Here is a 26,878-nt window from a genome sequence, read left to right on the forward strand (position 1 = left end):
ATAACATTGTAGTCGATAGTTTGTAGAAAGATTGGAGGTAACATCACCGTGGAAAGATTAGAAAAGAAAGAGAAGATGTCCTATCTTGCATCGCAATGTCAGAAATACAATTTGATAGATGTGAATCTTTATTCAGAATATGATGTGAAACGTGGACTGAGGGATTTAAATGGCACGGGGGTCTTAGCAGGACTTACGACGATCTCCACCATTTATCCAGAAAAAATCATTGCTGGCAAGCCAATTGAAGCTTGTGGCGAGCTGCGTTATCGCGGAATTGACATCAACGAGTTAGTTGCAGGGTTCGTCAATGAAAAACGCTTTGGCTTTGAAGAGGTTGCATATTTATTACTTTTCGGCGAACTGCCAAACAAAACAGAACTTGCGGCCTTTCATTGCCTATTAGCAGAAAAACGTACATTGCCGACCAATTTTGTTCGTGACGTCATTATGAAAGCACCTTCTTCTGATATCATGAATAGCTTATCTCGCAGTATCTTGACACTGGCAAGTTACGATCCACAAGCAGATGACATCAGCATTGAAAATGTATTGGAACAAAGTCTGATGCTGATCAGTGTCTTTCCGCTCTTGGCAATCTACGGCTATCATGCCTACAATCATTACAATCAAGGGGAGAGTATGTATATCCACCGCCCGACCGAAGAGTTGAGTACAGCTGAAACGATTTTGACTATGCTGCGTCCAACGAAAGAATATAGTTTCCAAGAAGCCCAAACATTGGATATGGCACTGGTTTTGCATATGGAACATGGCGGCGGGAATAATTCGACCTTTACGACACGAGTCGTTACCTCCAGTGGGACGGATACCTATTCAACGATTGCTGCAGCGCTAGGTTCTTTGAAAGGGCCTAAACACGGTGGTGCTAATATCAAAGTGACAGAAATGATGGGAGATTTGAAGCGCAACGTTGCTGATCTTACCGATGAACAGGCGATCCGCAGCTATTTGGAAGCAGTCTTAGATAAAGAAGCGTTTGACCGTAAAGGATTGATTTATGGCATGGGCCACGCGGTATACAGCGACAACGATCCCCGTGCGGCGATTTTTAAAAATTATGTGGCAAAACTGGCCCAAGAAAAAGGATCAGAAGCTTGGCAAGAATATCAATTGTATACGATGGTCGAACGTATTGCTCCTCAAGTCATCAATGAAAAGCGCAAAATCTACAAAGGAGTCAGTGCCAATATCGACTTTTTCAGCGGGTTTGTTTATAACATGTTGGATCTGCCAGAAGAACTGTATACACCAATGTTTGCTATCGCGCGGATCGTCGGCTGGTCCGCCCATCGGATCGAAGAGCTGGTCAACGCACAAAAAATCATGCGTCCCGCCTACAAAGAAGTGTCAAACGATCGGGAATATATCGATATAGAGTCAAGATAGATCAAAACAGCAGGGAGGAAGCTCGCTGCTGTTTTTGTTTTGGACACTCGAAAAGAGGGGGATTGAGCTGTTTTTGCGTATTTTTACTAGAGAGCAAATGAATGGCTTGGATCATTCGTTCATTAGAAAAATCAAGTTTTTCTCCTTTTTCATATAGGAATGCAAAAATTGATTACAAAGTTTCTTGCATTTTTTGTATGATAGAGGGAGGAATAAAGGAGGAAAGTTCACGAATGAAAATAAAAAAATGGATGGCGATTGCCATTATTACCAGTCAATTTTCAACAATGCTGCCAGTATCGGCTGCGGCATCTGTTTTGACGAACGAGTCTACTGCAGGTCAAAATACAGCTGAGTCAACGGTTCCGGGAGTGAACGGGCCAACCATGGGCTTGGTCCCTGAAGATGCCGCAACGGTACCAGGAGAAAACGGCGAAGTAGTTCCAGGAGAGTCAACACCTGCTCCTGAACAGCCAACACCAGAACCTTTGCCAGAACCAGAACCAACCCCGACACCAGAACCAACACCGGAACCAGAAGAGCCGACACCAAATCCTGATCCTGAGCCGAATCCAGAACCAGAACCAACACCTGAGCCGGCGCCAGAACCAGAAGAACCAGAACCAAATCCAGCACCAAATCCAGAACCAGAACCAGAGACAACACCAAATCCAGAGCCAGAATCAACACCAAGCCAGCCTTCGCCTGACATCAAAGAAGTACCGAATGTACCAGAGTTGACGGTAACGCCGCCGCAAGAAGATGAGCCAGCAAAATTTGAAGTCACGCCAGTCAAAGAAACGTGGGACTTTATTATGGAGATTGGAGAAGATGCTCGTAAAGTTGGACAAGAAGAAGATCTTTACGCATCGGTCATGATTGCCCAAGCGATTTTAGAGTCTGGCAGCGGAAGAAGCCGTCTGAGCCAGGAGCCTTTTTATAACCTATTTGGTATTAAGGGACTTTATGAAGGGAATGGGATTTCCTTCCAAACGCAAGAAGACGATGGTTCTGGTAATTTATACACAGTTCATGCCACTTTTCGCCAATATGACAGCATCGAATCTTCTTTGAAAGATTATGCGAAATTGTTGAAAGAAGGATTAGACCACAATCCGAATTTTTATAAAGGTGTTTGGAAATCAGAAACGGAATCTTATGAAGACGCCACGGAATATCTGACCGGACGTTATGCATCAGATACACAATACAATGAGAAGCTGAATGCGCTGATCGAAGCGTATGCCCTGACGAGTTATGACAAAGAGAAACCAGAATTACCGACAGGCAGCGAAAAGATAATCTATCCTGTCAGCAATCCAGTTGTCTCCTCTGTCTTTGGTCCACGAGGCAATGGGTTTCATCGTGGAGTGGACTTCGCCGCACCGCAAGGAACGCCGATCATGGCTAGTCTTTCAGGAACGGTGATCCGCTCAGAATATCATTCTTCATGGGGAAATTATGTTGCCATCGAGCACAAAGATGGGTTGACGACATTGTATGCCCACAATCATCGCAATTTAGTGGAAGTAGGTCAAACGGTCGAACAAGGCGAGGTGATTGCTTCTATGGGAAGTACGGGGAACAGTACAGGCCCGCACTTGCATTTTGAAGTCAGTCTTTCACCAAGTTTAGCGCGACACCAACTGATTGATCCGTTGGAAGTTTTGTCAAAATAACACGAAAAAAAGAGAGCGTTGTAGATGCGTTCTTTTTTTTTGTCAAGAAAAACGAATCATTCCAGGAAAATTATGCTTTGAGATTTTTTTAGCGCATTCATTTTATCTTACAGGATAAATTTATTCCGAAAACAAGTGTTTTTCTTTGTAAAAAAAACAAAAAGAATTTATGCTAGAAAGGTAGGGAAAAAAATTCCCAAGAGGAATGTCCACTTTAGACAAGGTCGTGTATGCGACTTTGCGATGTCTCTAGTATCCTTTCTTATTTAACCAAGGAGTGTGAAAAATGACTGACGATCAGCAAACAACGAATGTGTCTAATGAAGCAGCGCAAGCAAGTCCACTGTCCTTTGAAGAGAAAGTCATTGAAACAATTGTTGGTGTCGCTTTGCAGTCAATTGATGGCTTGATTAGTGTAAATGGCAGATTTCTTTCAGATATGACCGAAAACCTTGAAGAACAGCCGCAAGTCGCTTCTGGCATTGATGTGGAAGTTGGCAAAGAAGAGGTTGCAGTTGATTTGGAAGTAATCGTGGCTTACGGCAAAGATATCCCCAAACTCTTTGCGCAAGTCCAAGAAGTGGTCTTAGAAGAAATTAGCCGCTTGACTTCTTTGAAAGTCAAAGAGATCAATATTCGAATCGCCGATATCGTCAAACAGGAAACGATCGATCAAATCGAAGGTTGAGCACCAAACAAAAATTCGAAGTACATCAAAGAGAAAGGAAGAATGAACAAATGATATCACTATATACAACACCCAGCTGTACGTCATGTCGTAAAGCCCGTGCATGGTTGACCGAAAATGAACTGCCATTTAAAGAGAGAAACATTTTTAGCGATCCATTAAATAGTGATGAACTAATGGAGATTCTTTCTTTAACGAAAAATGGAACGGAAGACATTATATCTACTCGTTCGAAAGTGTACCAAAAGCTAGACATTGATTTAGAAGAGTTGAAGCTAGAAGAGCTGCTTTCATTGATCGAAAAATACCCGAACTTATTGAAACGACCAATTATCTTAGATGAGAACAAGCTCCAAGTGGGGTACAATGAAGAAGACATTCGTAAATTCGTACCACGAAACTTACGAAAGATCATTTTCAAACGACGCCAAACAGAGCTGCTCATGTTTAATTATCGCCAAAAGCAAGAAGAAGGCGAATCTGTTGCGAACTTTATCTAAAATAGGAACAAAACCGGCAAATGAATACAGCGATGTATCATTGTCGGTTTTTTTGGTATTTTTCAAAGGTCTTCTTAAAGGGATCCGTAAATCCGCTGAGTCCACAAAAAAACACGATTCCCAAAAGGAATCGTGTCGGTTGAAATCTTAAAGTTTTTGGTTGTAGAATTCAACGACTAGTGCTTCGTCAACTTCTGCAGACAATTCATCACGCTCAGGTAAACGAGTTAATGAACCTTCTAATTTTTCGCTGTCAAAGCTTACAAATGACGCGCGGCCAGCTGTTGCTTCAACTGCTTCTTTGATTGTTGAGATGTTTTGTGATTTTTCACGAACGCTGATGACTTGTCCAACTTCAACGTGGTATGAAGGGATATCAACGCGTTTGCCATCAACTAAAACGTGACCGTGGTTTACTAATTGACGTGCTTGACGACGAGTAGTTGCTAAACCTAGACGGTAAACAACGTTATCTAAGCGTTGTTCTAGCAAGATCATGAAGTTAACACCGTGTTTACCTTCTTTGATTTTGCTTGCTTTGATAAACAATGTACGGAATTGACGTTCGTTCATGCCATACATATGACGCAATTTTTGTTTTTCAGTTAATTGCATGCCGTATTCTGATTTTTTGCCACGGCTGTTTGGTCCGTGTTGACCTGGAGCGTAAGGGCGACGTGCCAATTCTTTTCCAGTTTCTGATAAAGAAATTCCTAAACGACGAGAAATTTTCCATGATGGTCCTGTATAACGAGACATAATTTAGTTCCTCCAATAAAATAGTTTGGAGTAAAATAATCCGTTGAAAAACTCACATTCGTGCAGTTCGTTCTTCAATCTTCACCTTTGCAGCCGCGGTTACGCAATTGCACCCGAGGGGCAACGAACTGGTGACGAGCTGTTATTTTCCTGCTGCATTATTTTACACAAGGAATAGTATACGACAAACTAGGGGCAAAAGTCAAGATGGAGCTGGCTTTGGATTTGATGAAAACAAAGCTTGAAATTTTTCATTAATTACTTATATTTTCAAATATCTCTTTACAAATCAGCATTTCGTCATTAGAATATGGAAGTATTGTGCAAATTATAACGAAGTAAAATTTTTCATAAAAGGAGTAGAAAAATGAATCCAGTATCCCCATTATTTGAGAAGATCGATTCATCCATAGAAAAGAAAATCGATTTGATCAAGAGTAGTTATTTGCGTTACGCTGTACGTGCGATGATGGCTTGTTTATTCTTGACCCTCGGAACAGCTATTGCTTTTGCGATCGCTATGAAAGGTGAATCAATGGTTCACGGGTTAGGAAAAATTTTGTATGCATTTATGTTTAGCTGGTCTTTAGTCATGATTCTTTATATGAACGCAGAATTAGGAACATCGAATATGTTGTATATGACTGTTGGGGTTTACCGTAAACGTCTAAGTATTCCTTTGGCATTGAAAATTTTGCTTACGTGTGTCTTGTTCAACTTGATCGGCGGGGTGATCTTCGGCTCGATCGTTGCGCTAACGGGACCTTTTCAAGGGCTGACCGCAGACAACTTTATGCTGACCTCGATCACTGCAAAATTAGAAAAATCCACTATCCAAATTTTAGTGGAAGCGATGTTCGCTAATATCGTGGTAAACACAGCCGTGTTGGTAAGCATGCGGATGAAAGACGATGCTGGAAAAGTCGCAGCAATCATTTTCATCATCTTCATCTTTGCTTTCTTAGGCTTCGAACACGTCATCGCTAACTTCCCAGCGTTTACCTTAGCTTTTTGGGCTTCAGGGGGACACTTGGCAGGCATGACTGTCGGCAGTGTGATCCATAATTTAGTTTTTGCCTTTATCGGTAACTATATCGGCGGTGGCTTGGTCATGGGACTGGGTTACGCATGGTTGAACAACTCAAAATCGACCTATGTCGACTAATCAGAACCTACAAAAAGAAGCAGCGATGCTTCTTTTTTTCTTTTCTCTAACATTTCTCCAAGAAGAAGCCGTCAACCCTTAACGGAGCGTTGAAATCAGCGCCTATTTATGTTAAGAATAAGTATGTACGGTTTTTCTTGCTGTTTTTTGTAAAAATGACCGCAACCAAGACCAAAATCTTAGTTACTTCTTAATAGAAAGCGAGCCTTAACCTTTTATGAATCGGAAATTCTTTGCCTTTGATATTGATGGAACCTTGCTTGACTCGAACAAACAGCCACTAGATAGTACGCTAAAAGCCCTTGACCTTCTGCGAGATGCTGGCCATTTCGTGACCGTTGCCACTGGGCGCAGTCGTTTTCACGCCCAAGACATTATTCGTTCATTGTCCTTTGATAATTACATTTTATGTAATGGGGCAGCCGCCTTTCTTTCGCATCAGCAGGTGTATAAAAACTTGCTCGATGAAACGCAATTGGCTGCTTTCGTGGCAGAAGCCCAAGAGCTTGGGATCGATACGGCCTTTGTCGGGATGGATACAGCGAAACGAGCGTCTTCGTTAGATATTGCTAAAATGGAAGCAGCGATGCATTCCTTTGGTGCCCAACTTCCTGAGTTGGACATGGACTTTCCTGAAGAAAAAGAAGTCTATCAAGCATTGGCTTTTTACGGAAAAGAGTATGAGCATTTCTTTGACGAGAAATACAGCAAACTGCGTTTTGTACGTTGGCATGAAAACAGTGTGGATGTCGTTCCAAAAGAAGGCTCCAAAGCAGCAACGATCCTGTGCGTCGCGGAACAATTAGGGATAGCACAAGAAGATGTGATCTGTTTTGGTGATGGCCAAAACGATCGTGAAATGCTGACTGCCGCAGGTGTCGGTGTGGCAATGGGCAATGCGGTCCCTGAGATCCAACAAGTCGCAGATATGGTGACCGCTAGCAATGATGAAGATGGTATCTGGTTAGCCTTGAAAGAATTACAACTGATTTAAAAAGGAATCCTTTAGACATAGCACAGTCGATTTGCGGCATCTGTGCTATGTTTTTTTGTTTTTTCTCAGTCGCAAAGAAAATAAATTGGTACAATAGAAAAAAGGGGGAATGCAGCAAATGAAAATCGCATTGATTGCTCATGATCGAAAAAAGGATGTAATGGTAAAATTAGTGACTGCCTATCGAGAAATTTTAGCGCAGCATGAACTTTTCGCAACAGGAACTACGGGGAAGAGGATCGAAGAAGCAACCCAGTTGCCTGTCCACCGCTACAAATCAGGGCCGCTGGGAGGAGACCAGCAAATTGGCGCCATGATTTCGCAAGATGACTTGGACATGGTGATCTTTTTGCGCGATCCTTTAGCCGCACAACCCCATGAACCAGATGTAACGGCACTGATTCGCTTGTCGGATGTATACGAGATTCCTTTAGCCACCAATATGGGAACGGCAGAGATTTTGCTGCGCGGGTTAGCAGCTGGCTTTGCTGATTTTCGACAAGTGATCCACGAAACGGACAATCGTCCCCTGTCGTTATAAAGATAGTAGAAGAATTGAAGAAAAAGGACGTGCAGAATTGAAAGCAATCTTAAAGGATTTTTTGACCTATGCAAAAATGAATACTCGCTCGGATGCCACGAGTCAGACCATCCCAACGACGCAGGGACAAGTTGAGTTGGCTCTTTTATTGAAAGATCAGTTGATCGAGATGGGGTTAGCGGATGTTGCTTACTATGAAAAGAATAGTTTTGTGATCGGACGTCTACCTGGTAATCCTGAAAAAACGGCGATTGGCTTTATTGCCCATGTAGATACGGCAGATTTCGAAGCTGAAAATATTCAACCGCAGATCCATGAAAATTACGATGGCAAGGATGTTTGTTTAAATAAAGAAAAAGCCATTTATATGACAACTGCTGAATTTCCTAATCTCAAAGACTATGTCGGCGAAACGTTGATCACAACAGATGGAACGACCCTGCTGGGTGCAGATGATAAAGCTGGTATCGCAGAGATCATTGATGCGCTGCGGATCTTACAAACGATGGATGCGCATAAGCGTGGCGATGTCTGGGTCGCTTTTGGTCCTGACGAAGAGATCGGGACTGGCGCTGATCGCTTTGATGCGGCGGATTTTCCAGTGGCATTTGCTTACACGATGGACAGTGGTCGCGTGGGCCATATGGAATATGAAACCTTTAATGCGGCTCGTATCGATATAACGATCGACGGTACGAGTGTGCATCCTGGGACTGCCTATGGTCGTTTGGTCAACGCCTTGAAAATCGCGCATCAAATCGATGATGCCTTACCAGCAGAGGAAGTTCCTGAACGCACCCGCGGGTATGAAGGCTTCTACCTGCTTCACAATTTGACGGGACATATTGGTCGAGCAGAAGTTTCTTATATCATTCGTGATCACGATCATACGCTTTTTGAACAGCGAAAAGCCAACATCGTGGGGATCATTGATGAACTCAACACAGCCTATGGGCAAGAACGTATCACCTATACGCTGTATGACCAATATTACAATATGGGGGATTTGATCAAGAAAGATCCCCGCAGTATCGAAGCTGCCCGAGCAGGGATGCAAGCGATTGGCGTGACGCCGATCGAAGCACCGTTTCGTGGCGGGACCGATGGCTCGAAAATCACCTATAAAGGGATCCCAACACCGAACTTATTTGTCGGCGGTGAAAACTTCCATGGCCAGTATGAATTTATTACCGTGGAAGCGATGGAAAAAGCCCGTGATTTGATCGTGGCGATCGTAGAACACCTAGGACAAGAGGACACCACTGTTTCCTAAGAGAATTGAGCGACACGCTAGACTGATGCGAAAGAGTCTAGCGTGTTTTTTTGTCCTGCTGCAGGGAAGAACCGCAAGTGAAAGAACCTTTTTTTTCTGGACCAAAACCCTTATAATAGAAAAGAAGCTAAAAGAGAAGAGGAAAAATGTGTGCGGGTATTATTCATTGGAGATGTAGTTGGTTCATTAGGAAGAGAAACGATCACGGAGTACCTTCCAAAATTAAAAAAGGCGTATCGGCCACAGGTGACGATCGCAAACGGAGAGAATGCGGCGGCGGGTCGTGGGATCACTGGTAAAATCTATAAGAAATTTTTGCAAGATGGTGTCGATGTCGTGACATTAGGCAATCATACATGGGACAACCGTGATATTTTTGAATTTATTGGCGATGCGAAGAAAATGATTCGTCCAGCCAATTTTCCAGAGGGAACACCGGGCGTCGGCATGGTATTTGTGAAAGTCAACACCATTGAATTAGCGGTAATCAACATGCAAGCTCGCTCATTCATGGTAGACCTTGATGATCCGTTTCGCAAAATGGATGAACTGGTTGCGATTGCCCGCAAACGTACACCGTTTATCTTTGTGGATTTTCATGGGGAGACTACCAGCGAAAAACAAGCGATGGGCTGGTATTTGGATGGCCGTGTTTCGGCAGTCGTCGGCACGCATACCCATGTCCAGACCAATGATGCGCGGATTTTGCCCCAAGGAACAGCTTATTTGTCAGATGTCGGCATGACTGGTCCTTATGATGGGATCTTGGGGATGAAACGCGAACCAATCATTGAAAAATTTTTGACGGCGTTGCCGCAACGGTTTGAAGTGATTGAAAAAGGCCGCAGTATTTTGTCGGCTTGCTTGCTTGAGATTGATGAAGCCACTGGTAAAGCAAAATCGATCCGTCCGATCCAAATCAGTGAAGATCGCCCGTTTACAGAATAGGAGAAGCATGGAAGAGCAATTAGCCAAGGAACCACACGTTGCCCAAGAGCTGGCTGATTTGCAAAGGCTCTTGTCTGATCATCCAATCGTTCAAGAATTTCAAGAAATTCAAGCACGAGCCTTGCAAAACCAAGGGCTATTGGAGCTGGAAGAAGCGCTGAAGCAAGCGCAAAAAGAGATCGTTCAATTTGAACATTATGAGAAACCCGAAGCAAAAAAAGCTGCCGAGCAGCGTTATGCGTCATTGACAAACGAATACGAGCAGCATCCTTTAGTGGTTGCTTATCGCCAAGCGTTACTGCAAGCAGATGAATTGCTGCAATATGTCACGACGGAGATCCAAAAGAAAATGAATAAAGCCATCGAGGAGGATGAAACCAATGCCTCAAAAAACTAAAAATACCCCGATGATGGAACAGTATTTAAGCATCAAGGCTCAGTACCAAGATGCTTTTTTATTCTATCGTTTAGGGGATTTCTATGAATTATTTAATGAGGATGCTGTCAAGGCAGCACAAATTTTAGAACTGACGTTAACCAGCCGCAACAAAAATGCGGAGGAACCGATCCCTATGTGTGGGGTGCCTTACCACGCTGCCAGCAATTACATCGACACCTTGATCGAGCAAGGCTACAAAGTAGCGATTTGTGAGCAAGTGGAAGATCCAAAAACCACTAAAGGAATGGTCAAACGCGAAGTCGTTCAACTGATCACGCCGGGAACGGTGATGGACAGCAAAGGCCTATCCGCCAAAGAAAACAACTTTTTGACAGCTGTTTTGCAGCAAGGGGAGCGTTTTGGCTTTGCCTATGTCGATCTAAGTACCGGTGAATTAAAAGCAGCGCAATTGGAAGATGAAGAAGCTGTCATCAATGAGGCCGCCGCTCTGCAAACGAAAGAAGTCGTTTTGTGCAGCGAGATCCCTGAGTCATTGCAAACAACACTGACCAATCGCTTGAATGTCGTGTTTTCTAAGCAAGAAACGTTGGAAGAAAATGCCGAATTTCAATTTTTAACAGAACCTCTCTCCCAAGAGTTAGAAAAAGTAGTCACAGGGAAGTTGCTAAGTTATTTGGCGATCACCCAAAAACGCAGTTTAGCGCATATTCAACAAGCCGTGGAATATCAGCCCGATCATGCCTTGAAAATGGATCATTATTCCAAATTCAACTTAGAATTGACGCAGTCGATTCGAACTGGCAAAAAACAAGGGACTCTTTTGTGGTTGTTGGACGAGACAAAAACCGCAATGGGTGGCCGTTTGTTAAAGCAATGGTTAGACCGTCCCTTGATCCAGCCAAAGAAAATCACTGCCCGCCAAGAAATGGTCCAATCGTTACTGGACAGTTTCTTTGAGCGAGCAGATCTGCAAGAAGCGTTGACGAAAGTCTATGACATGGAACGCTTAGTCGGACGGGTCGCCTTCGGAAATGTCAATGGCCGCGATTTGCTGCAGTTGAAATCTTCTTTGGAGCAAGTGCCTTTGATCGCGCAATTGCTGCAAGGCATCAACCGTGGCGAGTGGAATGACTTGCTGCTGGAATTAACGCCCCTAGATGATTTGGTTGCACTGATCGAAGCGGCGATCGATGAAGATGCCCCGTTGCAGATCACGGAAGGCAACATCATCAAAGACGGGTTCCATCAACAATTAGATGAATACCGTACAGCGATGCGTAACGGCAAACAATGGCTGGCGGAATTAGAAGCCAACGAACGCCAAGCGACGGGGGTCAAAAACCTGAAAGTTGGGTTCAACCGCGTCTTTGGCTATTACATTGAGATCACGAAAGCCAATCTAGTGAATTTAGATACCTCTCGCTACGAGCGCAAGCAAACGTTAGCCAATGCGGAACGGTTTATTTCACCCGAGTTGAAAAAACTGGAGACTTTGATTTTAGAAGCCGAAGAGAAATCGGTGGATTTGGAATACCGCCTGTTTCTTGACGTCCGTGAAGAAGTGAAAAAGAGTATCACACGTCTACAAAAGTTAGCCAAAGCCGTCAGCGCGGTCGATGTCTTACAAAGTTTCGCCACGGTTTCGGAACGCTACCAATACGTGCGGCCGACAGTAGCGAAAAAACGAGCGGTATCGATCATCGACGGCCGTCATCCTGTAGTGGAAAAAGTCCTTGGTCACCAAGAGTACATTCCAAATAGTATCGTGATGGATGAAGAAACAGAGATCTTGTTGATCACAGGCCCAAATATGTCTGGGAAAAGTACGTACATGCGGCAGTTTGCCTTGCTAGTCATTATGGCGCAGATTGGCTGTTTCGTACCGGCACAATCTGCAGAGATGCCGATTTTCGATCGGATCTTTACTCGCATCGGTGCCAGTGATGATCTGATCGCCGGTCAAAGTACGTTTATGGTGGAGATGATGGAAGCCAACCAAGCGCTGCGTCATGCAACGCCTAACAGCTTGATTTTGTTTGATGAGTTAGGGCGTGGGACTGCGACCTATGATGGGATGGCATTGGCACAAGCCATTATTGAATATATCCACAAAGAAGTTCATGCCAAAACACTTTTCTCCACCCATTATCATGAGCTGACGGTTTTAGATGAGGAATTGGCGCACTTGCGCAATGTCCATGTTGGTGCCGTTGAAAAAGAAGGCGAAGTCGTCTTCTTGCATAAGATGATGGAAGGTCCCGCAGATAAAAGCTATGGGATCCATGTAGCCAAAATCGCTGGACTGCCAAGTGCACTCTTACAGCGCGCAGCCACGATCTTAAAAGCGCTGGAAGAACATGAACCGACGGTACAACCAAAACCCGTCGTCGAAGAAAGTCAGCAGTTGTCGTTGTTTAGTGAAGTATCTACGGAAGAAATCGGCGTCATCGATCAATTGAAGAAATTGAATCTGTTGGAAATGACCCCGATGGATGCTCTGAATACATTGTACGAGCTGCAAAAACGAATTTAGAAAGAAGGTCAGCAGATGGGAAAGATCCAAGAGTTATCCGAACGTCTGGCGAACCAAATCGCGGCAGGAGAAGTCGTTGAGCGACCGGCTTCTGTCGTCAAAGAATTAGTTGAAAACGCCGTGGATGCCGGCAGTACCCAAATCGATATTTTTATTGAAGAAGCGGGCTTGCGTAAAATCCAAGTCATCGATAATGGCGAAGGAATTGCAGAAGAAGATGTCTTGACTGCCTTTAAACGCCACGCTACCAGTAAAATCCACAATCGGGATGACTTGTTTCGAATACGTACCCTCGGGTTTCGCGGGGAAGCTTTGCCTAGTATCGCTTCGGTTTCGATCCTCTCGATTGAAACGGCAGTCAAAGGCGCCCAACAAGGCTCCTTTGTGCGCTTAAAAGGCGGCGCTGTTGAAGAGCATCTGCCTGCCAACTTGCGGCAAGGAACCAAGATCACTGTGGAAAACCTCTTTTACAATACACCGGCACGTTTGAAATATGTCAAGACGCTGCAAACGGAACTAGCGAACATCGGCGATATCGTCAATCGGATCGCCCTGAGCCATCCAGAAGTGGCTTTTCGTCTCGTTCATGAAGGCAATAAGATGTTGAGCACCACTGGAAGTGGGCAGTTAAAACAAACCATCGCAGGGATCTACGGGGTGGAAACCGCCAAAAAAATGATCGCGATCGATACTGAGGACCTCGACTTTAAAGTCACTGGCTTTGTGTCACTGCCAGAAGTCACCCGAGCCAGCCGCAACTATTTATCCACGATCATCAATGGTCGTTATATTCGCAATTTCGCTTTGAATAAAGCAATTGTTGCTGGTTACGGATCAAAATTGATGGTCGGTCGTTTTCCATTAGCTGTCCTTGAAATCAAAATGGACCCCTTATTAGTCGATGTCAACGTTCATCCGACTAAGCAAGAAGTTCGTTTGTCAAAAGAAGAAGAATTGACCAAGCTAATCAGTAAAGCCATCAATGAGGCGCTGCGGGAAATCAATTTGATTCCTAACGCGGCTGACAATCTGCGTTTTAAGAAAAAAGTGGCCGATCAGCCAAAAGCCCAGCAGCTTGGCTTGGAACTGGAGTCAGCAGGAAATTCGACTTCTGGGTTGTCTTATAATCGCGAAACAGGGAAATTTGAGGTGCAGGGCAATACTTATCAACAGACTGTGGATAACTCTGTGGAAAAACCTGTGGAGGAAGGTGGAAAACTTCCGGAAATGCCACAGGAATCTAGCGAAAACCTGTTGGAAGAAACCGAGGAAACCTTTCGCAGTTTGGAAGAGACGTTGCCAAATAAGCCTGTCCGAAAACCATTTGTGGAAGACCAGATGGGAACAAAAGCACCGCTGCCAGAAGCGCCAGTCTTTCTCCCAGATGAGACGCCAGAGCTTACGGCGCAAGATCTGCAAAGTCAAGCGACTCTGCATCCTGAAATGCATGGGGATGACCGCAACTACCTAAAAACGGTCGAACGGTTACTGGAAGAAGAACCAGCGAAGGAGCGTTTTCCCCAATTGGATTATTTTGGGCAGATGCATGGGACCTATTTGTTTGCCCAAAGCGAGGCGGGTCTATATATCGTCGACCAGCATGCGGCGCAAGAACGAATCAAATATGAGTATTACCGCGAAAAAATCGGCGAAGTGACCAATGACCTGCAAGAATTGTTGGTGCCGATCGTTTTGGATTATCCCAACAGCGATGCACTGCAATTACAAGAACAAAGTGAAAAGCTGGCGGAAGTCGGGATCCATCTGGAATCTTTTGGGACCAATAGTTTCATCGTCCGAGCGCACCCGACGTGGTACCCTAGCGGTGAAGAAGAAGCCATCATCCGCGAAATGATCGATATGTTATTGACCACAGGAAGTGTCAGTGTCAAAAAGTTTCGTGAAGCAACAGCGATCATGATGAGCTGCAAACGATCCATCAAAGCCAATCACTATTTGAATGAAGCACAAGCTAGGATCTTGTTGCAAGATTTAGCGAAATGCGAGAATCCCTTCAACTGTCCCCATGGTCGTCCGGTGCTGATCCATTTTACCAACAGCGACATGGAACGGATGTTCAAACGAATTCAAGATCCTCATCGAGCAAGGAGTGGCATGGAATGATTATTTTAGCTTCACAGTCGCCGCGGCGCAAAGAATTATTAGCGGAGTTAGTCTCGGAATTTGCGGTCATACCAGCGGATATCGACGAGTCGGTCCGACCAAACGAAACGGCGATCCCTTATGTCCAACGGATGGCAGCCGAAAAAGCGGCGGCTATTGCGCAAACCTATCCTGAAGATCTGGTGATCGCGAGCGATACGACGGTCGTGGTGGGTGAAGAGATCTTAGGAAAGCCAGTCGACCGTAAAGATGCTCGGTCGATGTTGCGAAAAATGAGCGGACGTACCCATTGGGTGCATACCGCCGTCGTTTTGCAAAAAGGCAAACAGCAACGCGAAGCAGTGGTTTCGACGGAAGTTGTGTTTCGTCCTTTGACGGATCAAGAGATCGACAAGTATCTTGTCTTAGATGAGTACCAAGACAAAGCGGGCGCCTATGGGATCCAAGGGGCGGCCAAAATATTTGTCTCATCGATAAACGGCGATTTTTATACGATCGTAGGGTTTCCTGTCGCTACGGTCTATCAGTTGTTGCAAGAGTTTACGGAGGAGGAATAAGGATGGATGTTTCTGGTAGTTGTCTTTGCGGCAAAGTCACGATCAACTTGACGGGAGTTGCGAAAGAAATCACGGTTTGTCATTGTAGTCTCTGCCAGAAATTTCACGGCGGACCGATGTTTGCTCTTGCGCCATGCGCTGAGGACCAGATGACTCTTCAAGGAGCGAAGTGGCTGCGACGTTACGATTCTTCTGAGTGGGCACAGCGAGGATTTTGCAGTCAATGCGGCTCGAGCCTGTTCTTTTACCTCAAAGAAGCACACACCTATTTTTTTGCGGCTGGGTTGTTTGGCAACTTGCCAGAAGCTGTCTTAACCGAAGAAATCTATACAAAAGACCAACCGCATTTTTACCATTTTGTGGAACCAACGACTCGTTGGCAAAAGCTGCAAAACCCTTAAGCAATTTGAGCAAGTCATTTTACATTCGCTAAGAAAAAAGGCATGATAGAGCATACAGGATGAGTCTAGAGGAAAAGCAGGTGAAAAAATGACAGATAAAAAAGAATTAAAAGAAAAATTGTCACCGATCGAATATGCGGTGACCCAAGAAAATGCAACCGAACGCCCCTTTACTGGCGAGTATGATGATTTTTATGAAAAAGGGATCTATGTTGATATCGTCAACGGAGAACCATTGTTTGCTTCTACTGATAAATATGACGCAGGTTGTGGCTGGCCGTCCTTTTCGAAACCGATCAGTCGCCAAGATATTCAAGAAAAAGCCGATTTTTCTCACGGCATGCATCGGGTAGAAGTCCGCAGCAAAGAAGCTGACTCTCATTTAGGACATGTTTTTTCAGACGGTCCTCAGGACAAAGGCGGTTTGCGCTATTGTATCAACTCGGCAGCATTGAAGTTCATCCCTTTAGCAGAAATGGATGAAAAAGGCTATGGCGAATTCAAATCACTCGTTGAGTAAGTATTAGGAACTGTGTGCGAAAAAAAGACGCAGCAGCATGTCTCGTTTGAAAAAATGCGACTGAAACAACGGTTTTTCCTCCGTTTGTTTCCTGCTAAGCCTTTTCCTTCGTTCACAGTCCTTTTTTTGCCCTCTCGTCTGTGCTACAATAAAGGGAACGTATGTACAGAAAGGAAAGCACATGTACGAATATATCATAGGAAAAGTAACGGATATCTTTCCGGCGTATATCGTCGTTGAGACCCATGGCATCGGCTATCAGATCGCTTTTGGAAATCCGTATTCATTTAGCGGCAAGTTGAACCAAGAAGTAAAAATCTATCTGCACCAAGTGATTCGTGAAGATGCTCATAGTCTCTACGGCTTTGCCACGATCGAAGGCAAGCAGTTGTTTTTAAAATTAATCAGTGTCTCAGGTATTGGACCAAAGAGTGCGTTAGCAATCATGGCCAATGAAGACCATACAGGGTTGATCACGGCAGTCGAAAATGGGGACGTCAATTATTTGACTAAGTTCCCAGGTGTCGGTAAAAAGACGGCGCAGCAAATGATCCTAGACTTGAAAGGCAAAGTGGCTGAACTGGTTGGAGAAGAAGCGATCGTTCCTCTAAGCGTAGCAACGACTGCTTTAGATGAAGCGATGGAAGCCTTGAAAGCATTGGGTTATAGCGAAAAAGAAGTCAAGAAAGCCGAAAAACAATTAGCGGCGAATACCACAAAATCGACGGATGAGTACTTGCGGGAAGCTCTCCGATTGATGATGAAAAAGTAAGGAGCAAGTAGACGATGGATGAACGAATTGTTTCGCCAGAAAGCACAGAACAAGAAGAGATCATCGAAAAATCCTTGCGTCCGCAAACCCTTGCCCAATATATCGGACAAGACAAAGTCAAGCAGGAGCTTTCGATTTATATCCAAGCGGCGAAAAATCGAGAAGAAGCGTTGGATCATGTCCTCTTATATGGTCCGCCAGGCTTAGGGAAAACAACGATGGCAATGGTGATCGCCAACGAGATGCAGGTCCAAATCAAGACGACCAGCGGTCCTGCGATCGAAAAACCAGGGGATTTGATTGCGATCTTGAATGAGCTGCAGCCGGGGGATGTTCTGTTTATCGATGAGATCCATCGCTTGCCTCGTGTCGCCGAAGAAATGCTTTATTCGGCAATGGAAGATTTTTATGTGGATATCATGGTGGGGCAAGGGACAACGGCTCACCCAGTTCATTTTCCGCTCCCGCCATTTACCTTAGTCGGCGCAACGACGCGGGCGGGGATGCTCTCGGCGCCACTACGGGATCGCTTCGGGATCATTTCTCATATGCAATATTATGAAGACCATGATTTAAAAGAGATCGTGCAGCGGACTGCGTCGATCTTTGAAACGGATATCGTGGAAGAAGGGGCGATCGAAATCGCCCGCAGATCCCGAGGCACTCCACGGATCGCCAACCGTTTGCTTAAACGAGTTCGCGATTATGCGCAAGTGCAAGCGGATGGGTTGATCGATCGCACCGTTGCTGACCAGGCATTGGCGCTTTTGGCAGTCGATCATGCTGGCTTGGATTATATCGATCAGAAATTGATCCGCACGATGATCGAATTGTATCAAGGCGGCCCGGTGGGATTAAGTACGATCGCTGTCAATATCGGGGAAGAAACCGAAACAGTGGAAGATATGTACGAACCGTTTTTGATCCAAAAAGGATTTTTGAAACGCACCTCGCGTGGGCGGATCGCAACGCCGTTAGCCTATGACCATTTTGGCTATCCCCAAAGAAGTGAATAGAACGAAGCAGCAATCAACGATGATTGCTGCTTTTTTGTGCTTTTGGTGAAACGTTTCTTTTTATTTTTTAATAATTTCTGAGGATCAATCGATGTTGAAAAAATACAATATTTGTGAAATTTGATTAAACGGAAATGTTTTAGAAGATGATTTTATCTGAAAAGGCTGATATAAAAGCTTTTGCGTTTGTGATAAACCCAACGAAATTTGTGAAAAAAGAAAAGCTGAAAAAAATAATTGGAAAGGCTTGCATTTTCGATTGGCAGCGGATATAATCTTTTTGTAGAAACGTTTCACCAAAATGTGGAGATATAGGTAGTGTTGCGAGGATAGAAAGAAGGAGATTTTGTGTATGAGTAAACTGCAAAAGTTTTATAGTCAACGGCAGCTTCACTGGATGGTTTTTCCCGGCGTGGCATTTATGATCGTATTTAATTATATTCCGATCTACGGAATTATAATCGCTTTCAAAAACTATACGGTGATTGACACGATTTCATCAGCACCATGGGTCGGGTTAGAGAATTTCCGTATCATTATGAATGACAGTTTTTTCTGGGAAGCGGTTAGAAATACGTTAGCCATCAGCTTATTGAAATTAGGTTTAGGTTTTGCGATCCCGATTGTGTTAGCCATTATGATTTTTGAAATGCAAGATGGCCGCTTGAAGAAATTTATTCAAACGGTTTCATACATTCCCCATTTTTTCTCATGGATCGTGCTAGGTGGGATGATGATTTCTTGGCTGTCAACGAACGGCTTTATCAACCAAGTGCTGATGTCTGTAGGATTGATGGACAAAGGGGTCAATCATCTATTGGATCCAAGCAAATATTGGTGGATCGCGGTCCTTTCTGATCTATGGAAAGAAGTCGGCTGGGGAACGATCCTTTACTTGGCAGGTATGTCGCGGATCGATCCAACGTTTTATGAAGCCGCACGAATCGATGGTGCCAGCAAGCTAAGACAGATTCGTTCAATCACATTGCCATTACTGACACCGATCATCTCCTTAAACTTGATTCTGAATGTGAGCGGTATCTTAGGGTCAAACCTAGATCAAACATTAGTTTTAATGAATTCACAGAACCAAAACCGTTCAGAAGTCATCAACTCCTTCGTTTATAAAATGGGGTTGACGCAAGGTGATTTCTCTTATGCAACTGCTGTCGGCTTGGGGATCGCGGTCATTTCCGTCATCTTATTGGTGATCACGGATCGAGTGACCCGCAAGTTGAACAACGGCAATTCAGTTATCTTATAGGAGGAAAAAACATGATCAAAAGAAAAGCAAAAGAAAACACGTGGTTTTACTTCTTCAATACCGTGATCTTGATTTTATTCTCATTGATGATCATCGTACCGATTTGGAATATCTTGGTTTCCTCCGTGTCTTCTAGTTCTGGATTAGCGGGCAACGGCCTCGTGTTATGGCCCAAAGGCTTTACCTGGGAAAACTATCGGAAAGTTTTTTCTGACGCAAGTATCCCCCGTGCCTTCTTGATCTCAGTGTTAAAAACGGTTCTTGGGGCTGCGACCCATACCTTGTTTTGTGCGATCGTGGCTTACGGATTGAGTAAATCACGCTTGGTCGGCCGCAACATCTATACAACGATGGGGGTCATCACCATGTACTTCAGTGGTGGGATGATTCCAACGTACTTGCTGATTCGCTCGCTAGGATTACTGGATTCTTTCTGGGTCTACATTATTCCAGCCTTGTTCAGCTACTATGATGTCGTGATTTTAATGAACTTTTTCCGTGAGATTCCGCCTTCTCTCGAAGAATCTGCGAAGATCGACGGTGCAAGTGAATTCCAAATCTTCTATAAAATCTTCTTGCCATTAACGAAACCGGCCTTGGCAACCATCATCTTGTTCAACGGGGTTGGCCAATGGAACGATTTTATGACAACAAAACTGTATATCACAAAAGAGTATCTTTATCCGCTGCAAATGAAGATTTATGAAATCATCGTCCAATCCAACTTGAGTACGATGACTGAAAGCGGTAGTACCGACTTTATCGTTCAAGCAACGACCCGTGGGGTTCAGTTGGCTACGATCGTCATCACGACAGTGCCAATTTTAATTATATATCCATTGCTTCAAAAACACTTTATCGGCGGTATGATGGCCGGTGCAGTAAAAGAATAGAAAGAGGGATAGACATGAAAAAAGTAGTAGGCGGTTTATTGGCAGCATCAGCATTACTCAGCTTAGCAGCATGTGGCGGCAGCTCAGACAATGCCAGCAGTTCGGATTTTTCTATCAAAGATCGGTATGAGTTAGATGAAAAGACACCAGCATGGAAACTCGATACCAAAGAAGAACCAACCAAGATCACATGGTACATCAATTCAGACTGGACAGCTTTGCCATTTGGTGAAGATGTGACGACAGCCCAAATCAAAAAAGATTTGAACATTGATATTGAATTTATTTCAGGGGATGATTCGAAATTAAACGCTTTGATTTCAAGTGGTGATATGCCTGATATCGTGACGTTGATGGATAAAACCAGCCAAGCAGCCACAAAAGCTGATAGCTGGGCATATTCATTGAACGATTTAGCGGAACAATACGATCCGTATTTGATGAATGTCGTGACCGAAGATACCTTCAAATGGTTTGCTTTAGATGATGGCAAAACTTATGGCTATCCAAACTATTCCAACACAGCAGCAGACTACGAAAGCGGCAATATTCCCGTCAACGACAACTTTGTGATCCGTGAAGATGTCTATGAAGCATTAGGCAAACCAGATGTTTCGACGCCAGAAAACTATGTGAAAGTCATGAAAGAAATCAGCGAGAAATTCCCTGATTTGACACCAATGGGCTTCACAACGATCGGCGAAACAGCAGGACCATTCTTAGATAAATTGCAAGATTTCTTAGGTGTTCCATTAGAAGATGAAGATGGTGCGTTCTACGACCGTAATTTAGATGAAGAATATATCTCATGGTTGAAAACCTTCAATCAAGTGTATCGTGACGGCAACATCAGTGATGACAGCTTTACCGATGACGGTCCAACCTATGATGAAAAAGTAAAACAAGGGGATTATGCAACGATCTTAGTCGCAGGAACAAGCGGACAAGGTGGGAACTTCACTGAATTCATGAAAAACTCTGACACGCGGTACATCGCAATCGACGGACCTGCCAGCACTTCTGGTCGTGAAGCAACCTTGAACCAAACAGGAATCTCTGGCTGGTTGATCAACTACATCACAAAAGATGCGGCGGATCCAGCAAAAGTAACCCAACTCTTCACGTACTTGATCGATGAACCTGGACAAATTTTGACAAAATTCGGTGTTGAAGGCGTGACGTATGAATACAACGATGAAGGCAAGATCGATTACTTGCCAGAAATCAAAGAAATGGAACAAACCGACAACGAAGGCTACAACAAAAAATATGGTATCAGCCGTTTCAACTACTTTAACAATGACCGTGTCAATGCACTGAAAGTCAAAACCGAAAATGCGTTGACTCAAATGCAAGAGTGGGGCGAAGGCAAATTGTATCCACACTTTGTGATCGAAAATACGGATCCAGATGCTGGAACTGCTGAAGCACGTTCAAACACAGCCATCAAAACCAAAATCAACAGCACGATCATCTCATTGATCCGTTCAAAAGATGAAGGAACATTTGACAGCACACTAACCGACTTTGAAAGCTTCTTAGATTCAAACAACTGGGATGCAATCAAAGACATTAAAACTGAAAAAATGGCCGAAAACCGCGAACGACTAAAATAACCCCCATAGGAGAGGAAAGGAAGCCAAAAAAAAGACCTTTCCTCTCCTTTGCTTTGAAACACAGGTTTTGCGCGTACTTTGCGCAAAATCTGATGTTTCAAAGTACTAGGCGACTGTAAGGAGCGTAGTGACCAACCAAAGAAACACAGGATTTGCGCGCACTTTGCGCAAAATCTGATGTTTCAAAGTACTAGGCGACCGCAGGGAGCGTAGTGACCGTACAAAGAATCACTGCGATTGGCTCACGTAGTGAGACGTGCAACCTGCAAACCAGAAAACTGTACGTTGAGAAACGACCCAAATTCACAAGAAGGCAAGAAACAAGTTTACGTAGCACCCGCAGCACAAATCAGCAAGTTTTGATTGGAGGATCATAATGAATCGACTATTTTCTTATGAAGGATGGTACTATCGGGTCTTTGCTTTTTTAGCAGATATGATCATTGTTAGTTTTCTCTTTATGATTCCAGCAATGACGCTGATTCTCGCAGGACCAGCATTGATCGCGCTGTATCAGACGATCGATCAATTGTACAAGGAACGGGATGTCCCGATTTGGCAGCGATACAAGCAAGCATTCTTAAGCAACCTCAAACGTGGGCTCTTCTTAGAAGGTCTTATTATTGCGTATGTCGCAGTCTTTGCTGGGTTGATCTATTCCTTGATGATGATCACACCTTACTTTGGCGTTTTAGCCGTGATCCTCGTCAGCTTGGCTGCGCTGTATCTCGTCGTGTTCGTTCTCTTGTACAGCTTGTTTGCCCAATCATTGCAAGAAACAGCAAAAGAAACGGCCTATGCGGTTCTTAGCAGTACGGCGAATGCGATCATTTTATTGGTGATCCCCATTCTTGTCTTTGTATTGTGCAGCAAAGTGAACCTATTCTTATTTGTTTGTTTAGGGATCTCAGGCTCAGCCTTTGTCCAAGTGTTGTTTTTCAATAAAGTATTAGCGAAGGGGGAAGAGACAAATGACTGAATCCACAGCGACGGATCGATCCTATTTTTGGGCTTCGGTCCAACAAGAACTTGACACCCTTCCGCTAGCCTTTGAAAGAACCAAACAAGCGCCTTTGCTGAAAGGGATCGATTGTTTTACGATTTCTTTTCAAAGTCTTGGTAATGAAACGATCTATGGGCATCTGCTGCTGCCAGAACAAGCGGCAGATTGTCCAATCGTGATTGATTTTTTAGGCTATATGAATCATGTGCAAGAACCGTTCCAATTTGCTCATTGGTTATTGATCGGCTGCGGCTGTCTTGTCATCGACAATCGCGGGCAAGGGGGACGCACGCAAGATCAGGTTCCCTATGAAACCACGCAGCATGAAGCACCTTTTGGACGCGGCATCTTGAAAAAAGAAGATTTTTATATGAAGCGATTGGTCGCAGATAGTTTGCGCACACTAGAAGTCCTTCAACAGATACCGGAAATCGATCCGCAGCGCATTATTTTAAGAGGCGGCTCACAAGGAGGCGGCATCGCCTTATTGGTCAACGCATTAACGAACGTCCCGATTTTTGCGACGTTTGCCGATGTGCCAAGCCACTCCAATCTTGTCCATCGGATCGAACAAAAAACAGGAAGTTACCAGGTGATTCAAGAGTATATCGAACAATTTCCAGAAACGCGGGAAACGATCTATCAAGTCATGAGTTATTTTGATTTGAAGTATTTTGCTCATCAGATAACTGGTCCTGTTTATACATCGGTCGGCAGTGCTGATCCCATCTGTCCCATGGAAGATTTCTTCGTTTCCTATAAAAAGATTCCTGGACCGAAAGAATTGCGTATTTACTTAAATAAAGGGCATGGCGGCGGCGAAGCGAAACAAATCCGACGTGAGATGCAGCAAATCACAAAATTACTCAAAGGAAATGAATGCAGATGAAAGCAGCAACCTACAATCTACGAGTCGATACCGACTATGACCAAGAATGGCAATGGCACTATCGATCGGAGGCGGTCTGCTCCTTGATCGATTACTACGACTGGGATGTTCTGGCGATCCAAGAAGCTCGTCCCAGCCAATTTGCAGATTTAGCAAAGTTAGCGCAGTATGCTTCCGTCACGGCTGAACGTGACGGTGATGGCTTAGGCGAAGGCATCGGACTGTATTATCAAAAAGAGGCTTTCGAGTTATTAGATTCAGGTTCGTTTTGGTTGTCATTGACACCGACTGAACCAAGTACTCATCCAGAAGCTGCGTATTCACGCTTATGTGTTTGGGCAGTCTTGCAGGAAAAAAAGAATCCGCCGTTTCTTGCTATCACGACTCATTTAGATAATATTTCAGAAATGGCTCGTTTTGAAGGGATGAAAGTGATCCTTGAGCAGCTGGCAGATCAGATCGAACGCTATCCTGTATTGCTGATGGGCGACTTGAATGCGGAGCCAACGGAGCGGGTGCATCGGTACTTAGAGCAGCATTTTCAAAATGCCAAAGAACATGGACAAAAGCCCCATCATGGGCCAAAAGGCTCCTATCAAAATTTTATTTATACGTTACCATGGCAAGAACTAGAAGAAATTGATTATATCTATACGAAAGGCTTCACGGTGGTCAAAACCGCCTGTCTAACGGATTCTTGTGATCGTCGTTTTCCCTCCGATCATTTTCCTTTAGCAGCAGAAGTCCAATTTGAAGAAAGCAAAGGATGAATAAAAATGGAACAGCAGAAATTAACCGAACTACTTTCAGAAATGACCTTAGATGAAAAAATCGATCAGTTGCTGCAACTGGCAGCGGCTTTTTATTCAGATAAAGCAGAAGAGAAAACAGGTCCGATGGGCGACTTAGGACTGACACAAGAAAACATCAACAATGCGGGAACAACGCTAGGTGTTTCTGGTGCAAAAGAAGCGATCCGCGTCCAAAAAGAGTATATCGCCAATAACCGCTTGAATATCCCGACGATATTGATGGCGGACATCATTCACGGCTTTCGGACGATTTTCCCGATTCCATTAGGATTAGGTAGTTCATGGGATTTGGCAGCAGCGGAGAAGATGGCGGAAGTATCTGCCAAAGAAGCAGCTGTTTCTGGCTTGCATGTGACCTTTTCACCGATGGTGGACTTAGTAAGAGACCCACGCTGGGGCCGTGTCATGGAATCGACGGGGGAAGATCCTTACTTGAACAGTCGCTTCGCTGAAGCCTTTGTCAAAGGCTATCAAGGGGATGATCTGCGTACGGATTTCAACCGCGTGGCTGCTTGCGTCAAACATTTTGCGGCTTACGGTGCGGCTATCGGTGGTCGGGATTACAACACGGTCAATATGTCAGAACGCCAACTGCGAGAAAGTTATTTGCCAGGCTATAAAGCAGCCCTTGATGCTGGTGCCAAGCTGGTGATGACCTCCTTTAATACGGTAGACGGCATTCCAGCAACGGCCAATCGCTGGCTTTTCCGCGATGTTTTGCGAGAAGAATTCGGGTTTGAAGGCGTTGTGATCTCTGACTGGGCAGCAATCAAAGAAGTGATCGCTCATGGCGCAGCGGAGGATGAAAAACATGCCGCTGAACTAGCCATCAAAGCTGGGGTCGATATCGAGATGATGACGACTTGCTACACCGATAACTTGAAAGAGTTGATTGCAGAAGGCACCGTTGAGGAAGCCTTAGTCGATGAAGCGGTGCTAAGAATCTTGACCTTAAAAAATGAGCTGGGGCTATTTGAAAATCCATACCGCGGCGCTGATGAAGCCGCTGAAGCAGCCACTGTTTTGTCTCAAGAACACCGAGAGATCGCCAGCGATATCGCAAAGAAATCAATGGTGTTGTTGAAAAATGAAGGTGTTCTGCCGTTGCAGAAAACCGAAAAAGTCGCGATCGTGGGCCCAGGTGCTCACTCCCGTGATCTATTAGGGGCTTGGTCTTGGCAAGGAAAACAAGAAGAAGTAGTGACATTAGTGGAGGGTGCTCAAGCCTTGGGTGCGGATCTGTTGATCGGTCAAGAGCCCTTTGATTATTTTGCACCGTCTGAAGCGGCGATCCAAGAAGCGATCGAATTAGTGAAGGCAGCGGATAAAGTGGTCCTAGCACTAGGAGAGCAGGAATGGATGAGCGGCGAAGCTGCCAGCCGCAGCGACATTCGCTTGCCGCAAGCCCAATTGTCCTTGGTTGAAACCTTGAAAGAATACAACGAGCAATTGATCGTAACTCTTTATAACGGTCGTCCTCTTGATTTGCAAGGTGTGGATGCAGCCAAAGCGATCGTCGAGGCTTGGTTCCCTGGAACCGAAGGCGGAAACGCACTTGCTCAGATCCTGTGGGGAGAATACAATCCAAGCGGTCGCTTGAGCATGTCATTCCCAGAAACCGTTGGACAAGTTCCTGTGTATTACAACGTTGACAATACCGGTCGTCCTTATGAAAGTGCACCGGATGAAAAATATGTCTCAAAATATTTGGATGTCTCCAATTATGCCAAATATCCATTTGGCTTTGGCTTGAGTTATAGCCCAGTTGCGTATTCTGCGGTGACGTTGGATCAGCCGACTATGACCAAAGATCAAACGGTCACGGCTTCCATCACTGTTACGAACCAAGGAACAGCAGCGGTCTGGGAAACGGTCCAATGCTACATTCGCGATTTAGTCGGTGAAGTGGTTCGCCCAGTGAAAGAACTGAAAGGCTTTAAGAAAATTTGGCTAGAGGCTGGCGAATCAGCAACCGTTCAATTTGAGATCACGGAAGAACTGCTGCGCTATGTCCACAGCAACCAACAATTAAGCAGTGATCCAGGGAAATTCCACATCATGATTGGTGGGAACAGCCGAGACACCCAACAAACAACCCTGCAATTAGTTAGGTAAGATAGG

25 protein-coding genes are annotated in these 26,878 nt (G+C 44.6%); 24 read left to right on the top strand and 1 reads right to left on the bottom strand.

Annotated elements, in window-relative coordinates:
* The first annotated feature begins 48 nt into the window (after positions 1-48).
* The 4 genes from IGK61_RS01570 to spx all read left to right on the top strand — a co-directional run bounded on the left by IGK61_RS01570 (position 49) and on the right by spx (position 4,277).
* Positions 49-1,410, top strand: a complete 1,362-nt coding sequence (locus IGK61_RS01570) for a citrate/2-methylcitrate synthase (RefSeq protein ID WP_010748638.1) — start codon at positions 49-51, stop codon at positions 1,408-1,410.
* A gap of 233 nt (positions 1,411-1,643) precedes the next feature.
* Positions 1,644-3,089 (top strand): peptidoglycan DD-metalloendopeptidase family protein, encoded by a 1,446-nt coding sequence (locus IGK61_RS01575; RefSeq protein WP_338108517.1) that lies wholly within the window; start codon positions 1,644-1,646, stop codon positions 3,087-3,089.
* Positions 3,090-3,375: 286 nt separating this feature from the next.
* Positions 3,376-3,777: an Asp23/Gls24 family envelope stress response protein gene (locus tag IGK61_RS01580; protein WP_005227156.1), complete on the top strand. Its 402-nt coding sequence runs from the start codon at positions 3,376-3,378 to the stop codon at positions 3,775-3,777.
* 50 nt (positions 3,778-3,827) lie between these two features.
* Positions 3,828-4,277 (top strand): transcriptional regulator Spx, encoded by a 450-nt coding sequence (gene spx / locus IGK61_RS01585; RefSeq protein WP_010748641.1) that lies wholly within the window; start codon positions 3,828-3,830, stop codon positions 4,275-4,277.
* A 147-nt stretch (positions 4,278-4,424) separates the two neighbouring features.
* Here spx and rpsD read toward each other — a convergent pair whose 3' ends face one another.
* Positions 4,425-5,036: a 30S ribosomal protein S4 gene (rpsD, locus tag IGK61_RS01590; RefSeq protein ID WP_005227158.1), complete on the bottom strand. Its 612-nt coding sequence runs from the start codon at positions 5,034-5,036 to the stop codon at positions 4,425-4,427.
* 367 nt (positions 5,037-5,403) lie between these two features.
* Between rpsD and IGK61_RS01595 the strand changes: the two genes are divergently transcribed.
* The 20 genes from IGK61_RS01595 to IGK61_RS01690 all read left to right on the top strand — a co-directional run bounded on the left by IGK61_RS01595 (position 5,404) and on the right by IGK61_RS01690 (position 26,872).
* The gene (locus tag IGK61_RS01595; RefSeq protein WP_005227159.1) at positions 5,404-6,201 is read left to right on the top strand and encodes a formate/nitrite transporter family protein; all 798 of its coding nucleotides are present in this window, start codon (positions 5,404-5,406) and stop codon (positions 6,199-6,201) included.
* Positions 6,202-6,418: 217 nt separating this feature from the next.
* Entirely contained in the window at positions 6,419-7,195 is a 777-nt protein-coding gene (locus tag IGK61_RS01600; RefSeq protein WP_005227160.1) for a Cof-type HAD-IIB family hydrolase, read from the top strand.
* Positions 7,196-7,313: 118 nt separating this feature from the next.
* The gene (locus IGK61_RS01605; protein WP_008376307.1) at positions 7,314-7,736 is read left to right on the top strand and encodes a methylglyoxal synthase; all 423 of its coding nucleotides are present in this window, start codon (positions 7,314-7,316) and stop codon (positions 7,734-7,736) included.
* 37 nt (positions 7,737-7,773) lie between these two features.
* Positions 7,774-9,009 (top strand): peptidase T, encoded by a 1,236-nt coding sequence (gene pepT, locus IGK61_RS01610; RefSeq protein WP_074535377.1) that lies wholly within the window; start codon positions 7,774-7,776, stop codon positions 9,007-9,009.
* Between the two features lie 150 nt (positions 9,010-9,159).
* Positions 9,160-9,957: a TIGR00282 family metallophosphoesterase gene (locus IGK61_RS01615; protein ID WP_074535376.1), complete on the top strand. Its 798-nt coding sequence runs from the start codon at positions 9,160-9,162 to the stop codon at positions 9,955-9,957.
* A gap of 7 nt (positions 9,958-9,964) precedes the next feature.
* Complete coding sequence (locus IGK61_RS01620) at positions 9,965-10,354, top strand: YlbF family regulator (protein WP_074535375.1); 390 nt, start codon at positions 9,965-9,967, stop codon at positions 10,352-10,354.
* Positions 10,338-12,890, top strand: a complete 2,553-nt coding sequence (gene mutS, locus IGK61_RS01625; RefSeq protein WP_438844663.1) for a DNA mismatch repair protein MutS — start codon at positions 10,338-10,340, stop codon at positions 12,888-12,890. Before IGK61_RS01620 ends, mutS begins: the two co-directional genes overlap by 17 nt.
* Positions 12,891-12,905: 15 nt before the next feature.
* Positions 12,906-15,014, top strand: coding sequence for a DNA mismatch repair endonuclease MutL (gene mutL, locus IGK61_RS01630; RefSeq protein WP_074535373.1), 2,109 nt, complete (start codon positions 12,906-12,908; stop codon positions 15,012-15,014).
* Positions 15,011-15,571, top strand: coding sequence for a Maf family protein (locus IGK61_RS01635; RefSeq protein WP_074535372.1), 561 nt, complete (start codon positions 15,011-15,013; stop codon positions 15,569-15,571). Before mutL ends, IGK61_RS01635 begins: the two co-directional genes overlap by 4 nt.
* A gap of 2 nt (positions 15,572-15,573) precedes the next feature.
* Positions 15,574-15,972 (top strand): GFA family protein, encoded by a 399-nt coding sequence (locus IGK61_RS01640; protein ID WP_074535371.1) that lies wholly within the window; start codon positions 15,574-15,576, stop codon positions 15,970-15,972.
* Positions 15,973-16,060: 88 nt separating this feature from the next.
* On the top strand, positions 16,061-16,492 hold the full coding sequence (gene msrB / locus IGK61_RS01645) for a peptide-methionine (R)-S-oxide reductase MsrB (protein ID WP_008376288.1): 432 nt from the start codon (positions 16,061-16,063) through the stop codon (positions 16,490-16,492).
* A gap of 181 nt (positions 16,493-16,673) precedes the next feature.
* Positions 16,674-17,264: a Holliday junction branch migration protein RuvA gene (ruvA, locus tag IGK61_RS01650; RefSeq protein ID WP_005232405.1), complete on the top strand. Its 591-nt coding sequence runs from the start codon at positions 16,674-16,676 to the stop codon at positions 17,262-17,264.
* Between the two features lie 14 nt (positions 17,265-17,278).
* Entirely contained in the window at positions 17,279-18,280 is a 1,002-nt protein-coding gene (gene ruvB / locus IGK61_RS01655; protein ID WP_005227171.1) for a Holliday junction branch migration DNA helicase RuvB, read from the top strand.
* A 352-nt stretch (positions 18,281-18,632) separates the two neighbouring features.
* Positions 18,633-19,544, top strand: a complete 912-nt coding sequence (locus IGK61_RS01660; RefSeq protein ID WP_005232388.1) for an ABC transporter permease — start codon at positions 18,633-18,635, stop codon at positions 19,542-19,544.
* 11 nt (positions 19,545-19,555) lie between these two features.
* Complete coding sequence (locus tag IGK61_RS01665; RefSeq protein ID WP_005227173.1) at positions 19,556-20,437, top strand: carbohydrate ABC transporter permease; 882 nt, start codon at positions 19,556-19,558, stop codon at positions 20,435-20,437.
* 14 nt (positions 20,438-20,451) lie between these two features.
* On the top strand, positions 20,452-22,053 hold the full coding sequence (locus tag IGK61_RS01670; protein WP_005227174.1) for a sugar ABC transporter substrate-binding protein: 1,602 nt from the start codon (positions 20,452-20,454) through the stop codon (positions 22,051-22,053).
* 376 nt (positions 22,054-22,429) lie between these two features.
* Positions 22,430-23,032, top strand: a complete 603-nt coding sequence (locus IGK61_RS01675) for a DUF624 domain-containing protein (RefSeq protein ID WP_015508834.1) — start codon at positions 22,430-22,432, stop codon at positions 23,030-23,032.
* Positions 23,025-23,945: an acetylxylan esterase gene (locus IGK61_RS01680; RefSeq protein ID WP_016609538.1), complete on the top strand. Its 921-nt coding sequence runs from the start codon at positions 23,025-23,027 to the stop codon at positions 23,943-23,945. The genes IGK61_RS01675 and IGK61_RS01680 overlap by 8 nt, the downstream gene beginning before the upstream one ends.
* Positions 23,936-24,715, top strand: a complete 780-nt coding sequence (locus IGK61_RS01685; RefSeq protein ID WP_081343861.1) for an endonuclease/exonuclease/phosphatase family protein — start codon at positions 23,936-23,938, stop codon at positions 24,713-24,715. Before IGK61_RS01680 ends, IGK61_RS01685 begins: the two co-directional genes overlap by 10 nt.
* 6 nt (positions 24,716-24,721) lie before the next feature.
* Positions 24,722-26,872 carry a glycoside hydrolase family 3 N-terminal domain-containing protein gene (locus tag IGK61_RS01690; RefSeq protein WP_074535369.1) on the top strand — a complete coding sequence of 717 codons (2,151 nt, stop codon included), beginning with the start codon at positions 24,722-24,724 and terminating at the stop codon, positions 26,870-26,872.
* Positions 26,873-26,878 lie beyond the last annotated feature (6 nt).

Origin of the sequence: Enterococcus sp. AZ063 (assembly GCF_051715045.1) — a bacterium.
GTDB classification, from domain to species: Bacteria; Bacillota; Bacilli; order Lactobacillales; family Enterococcaceae; genus Enterococcus_D; species Enterococcus_D casseliflavus.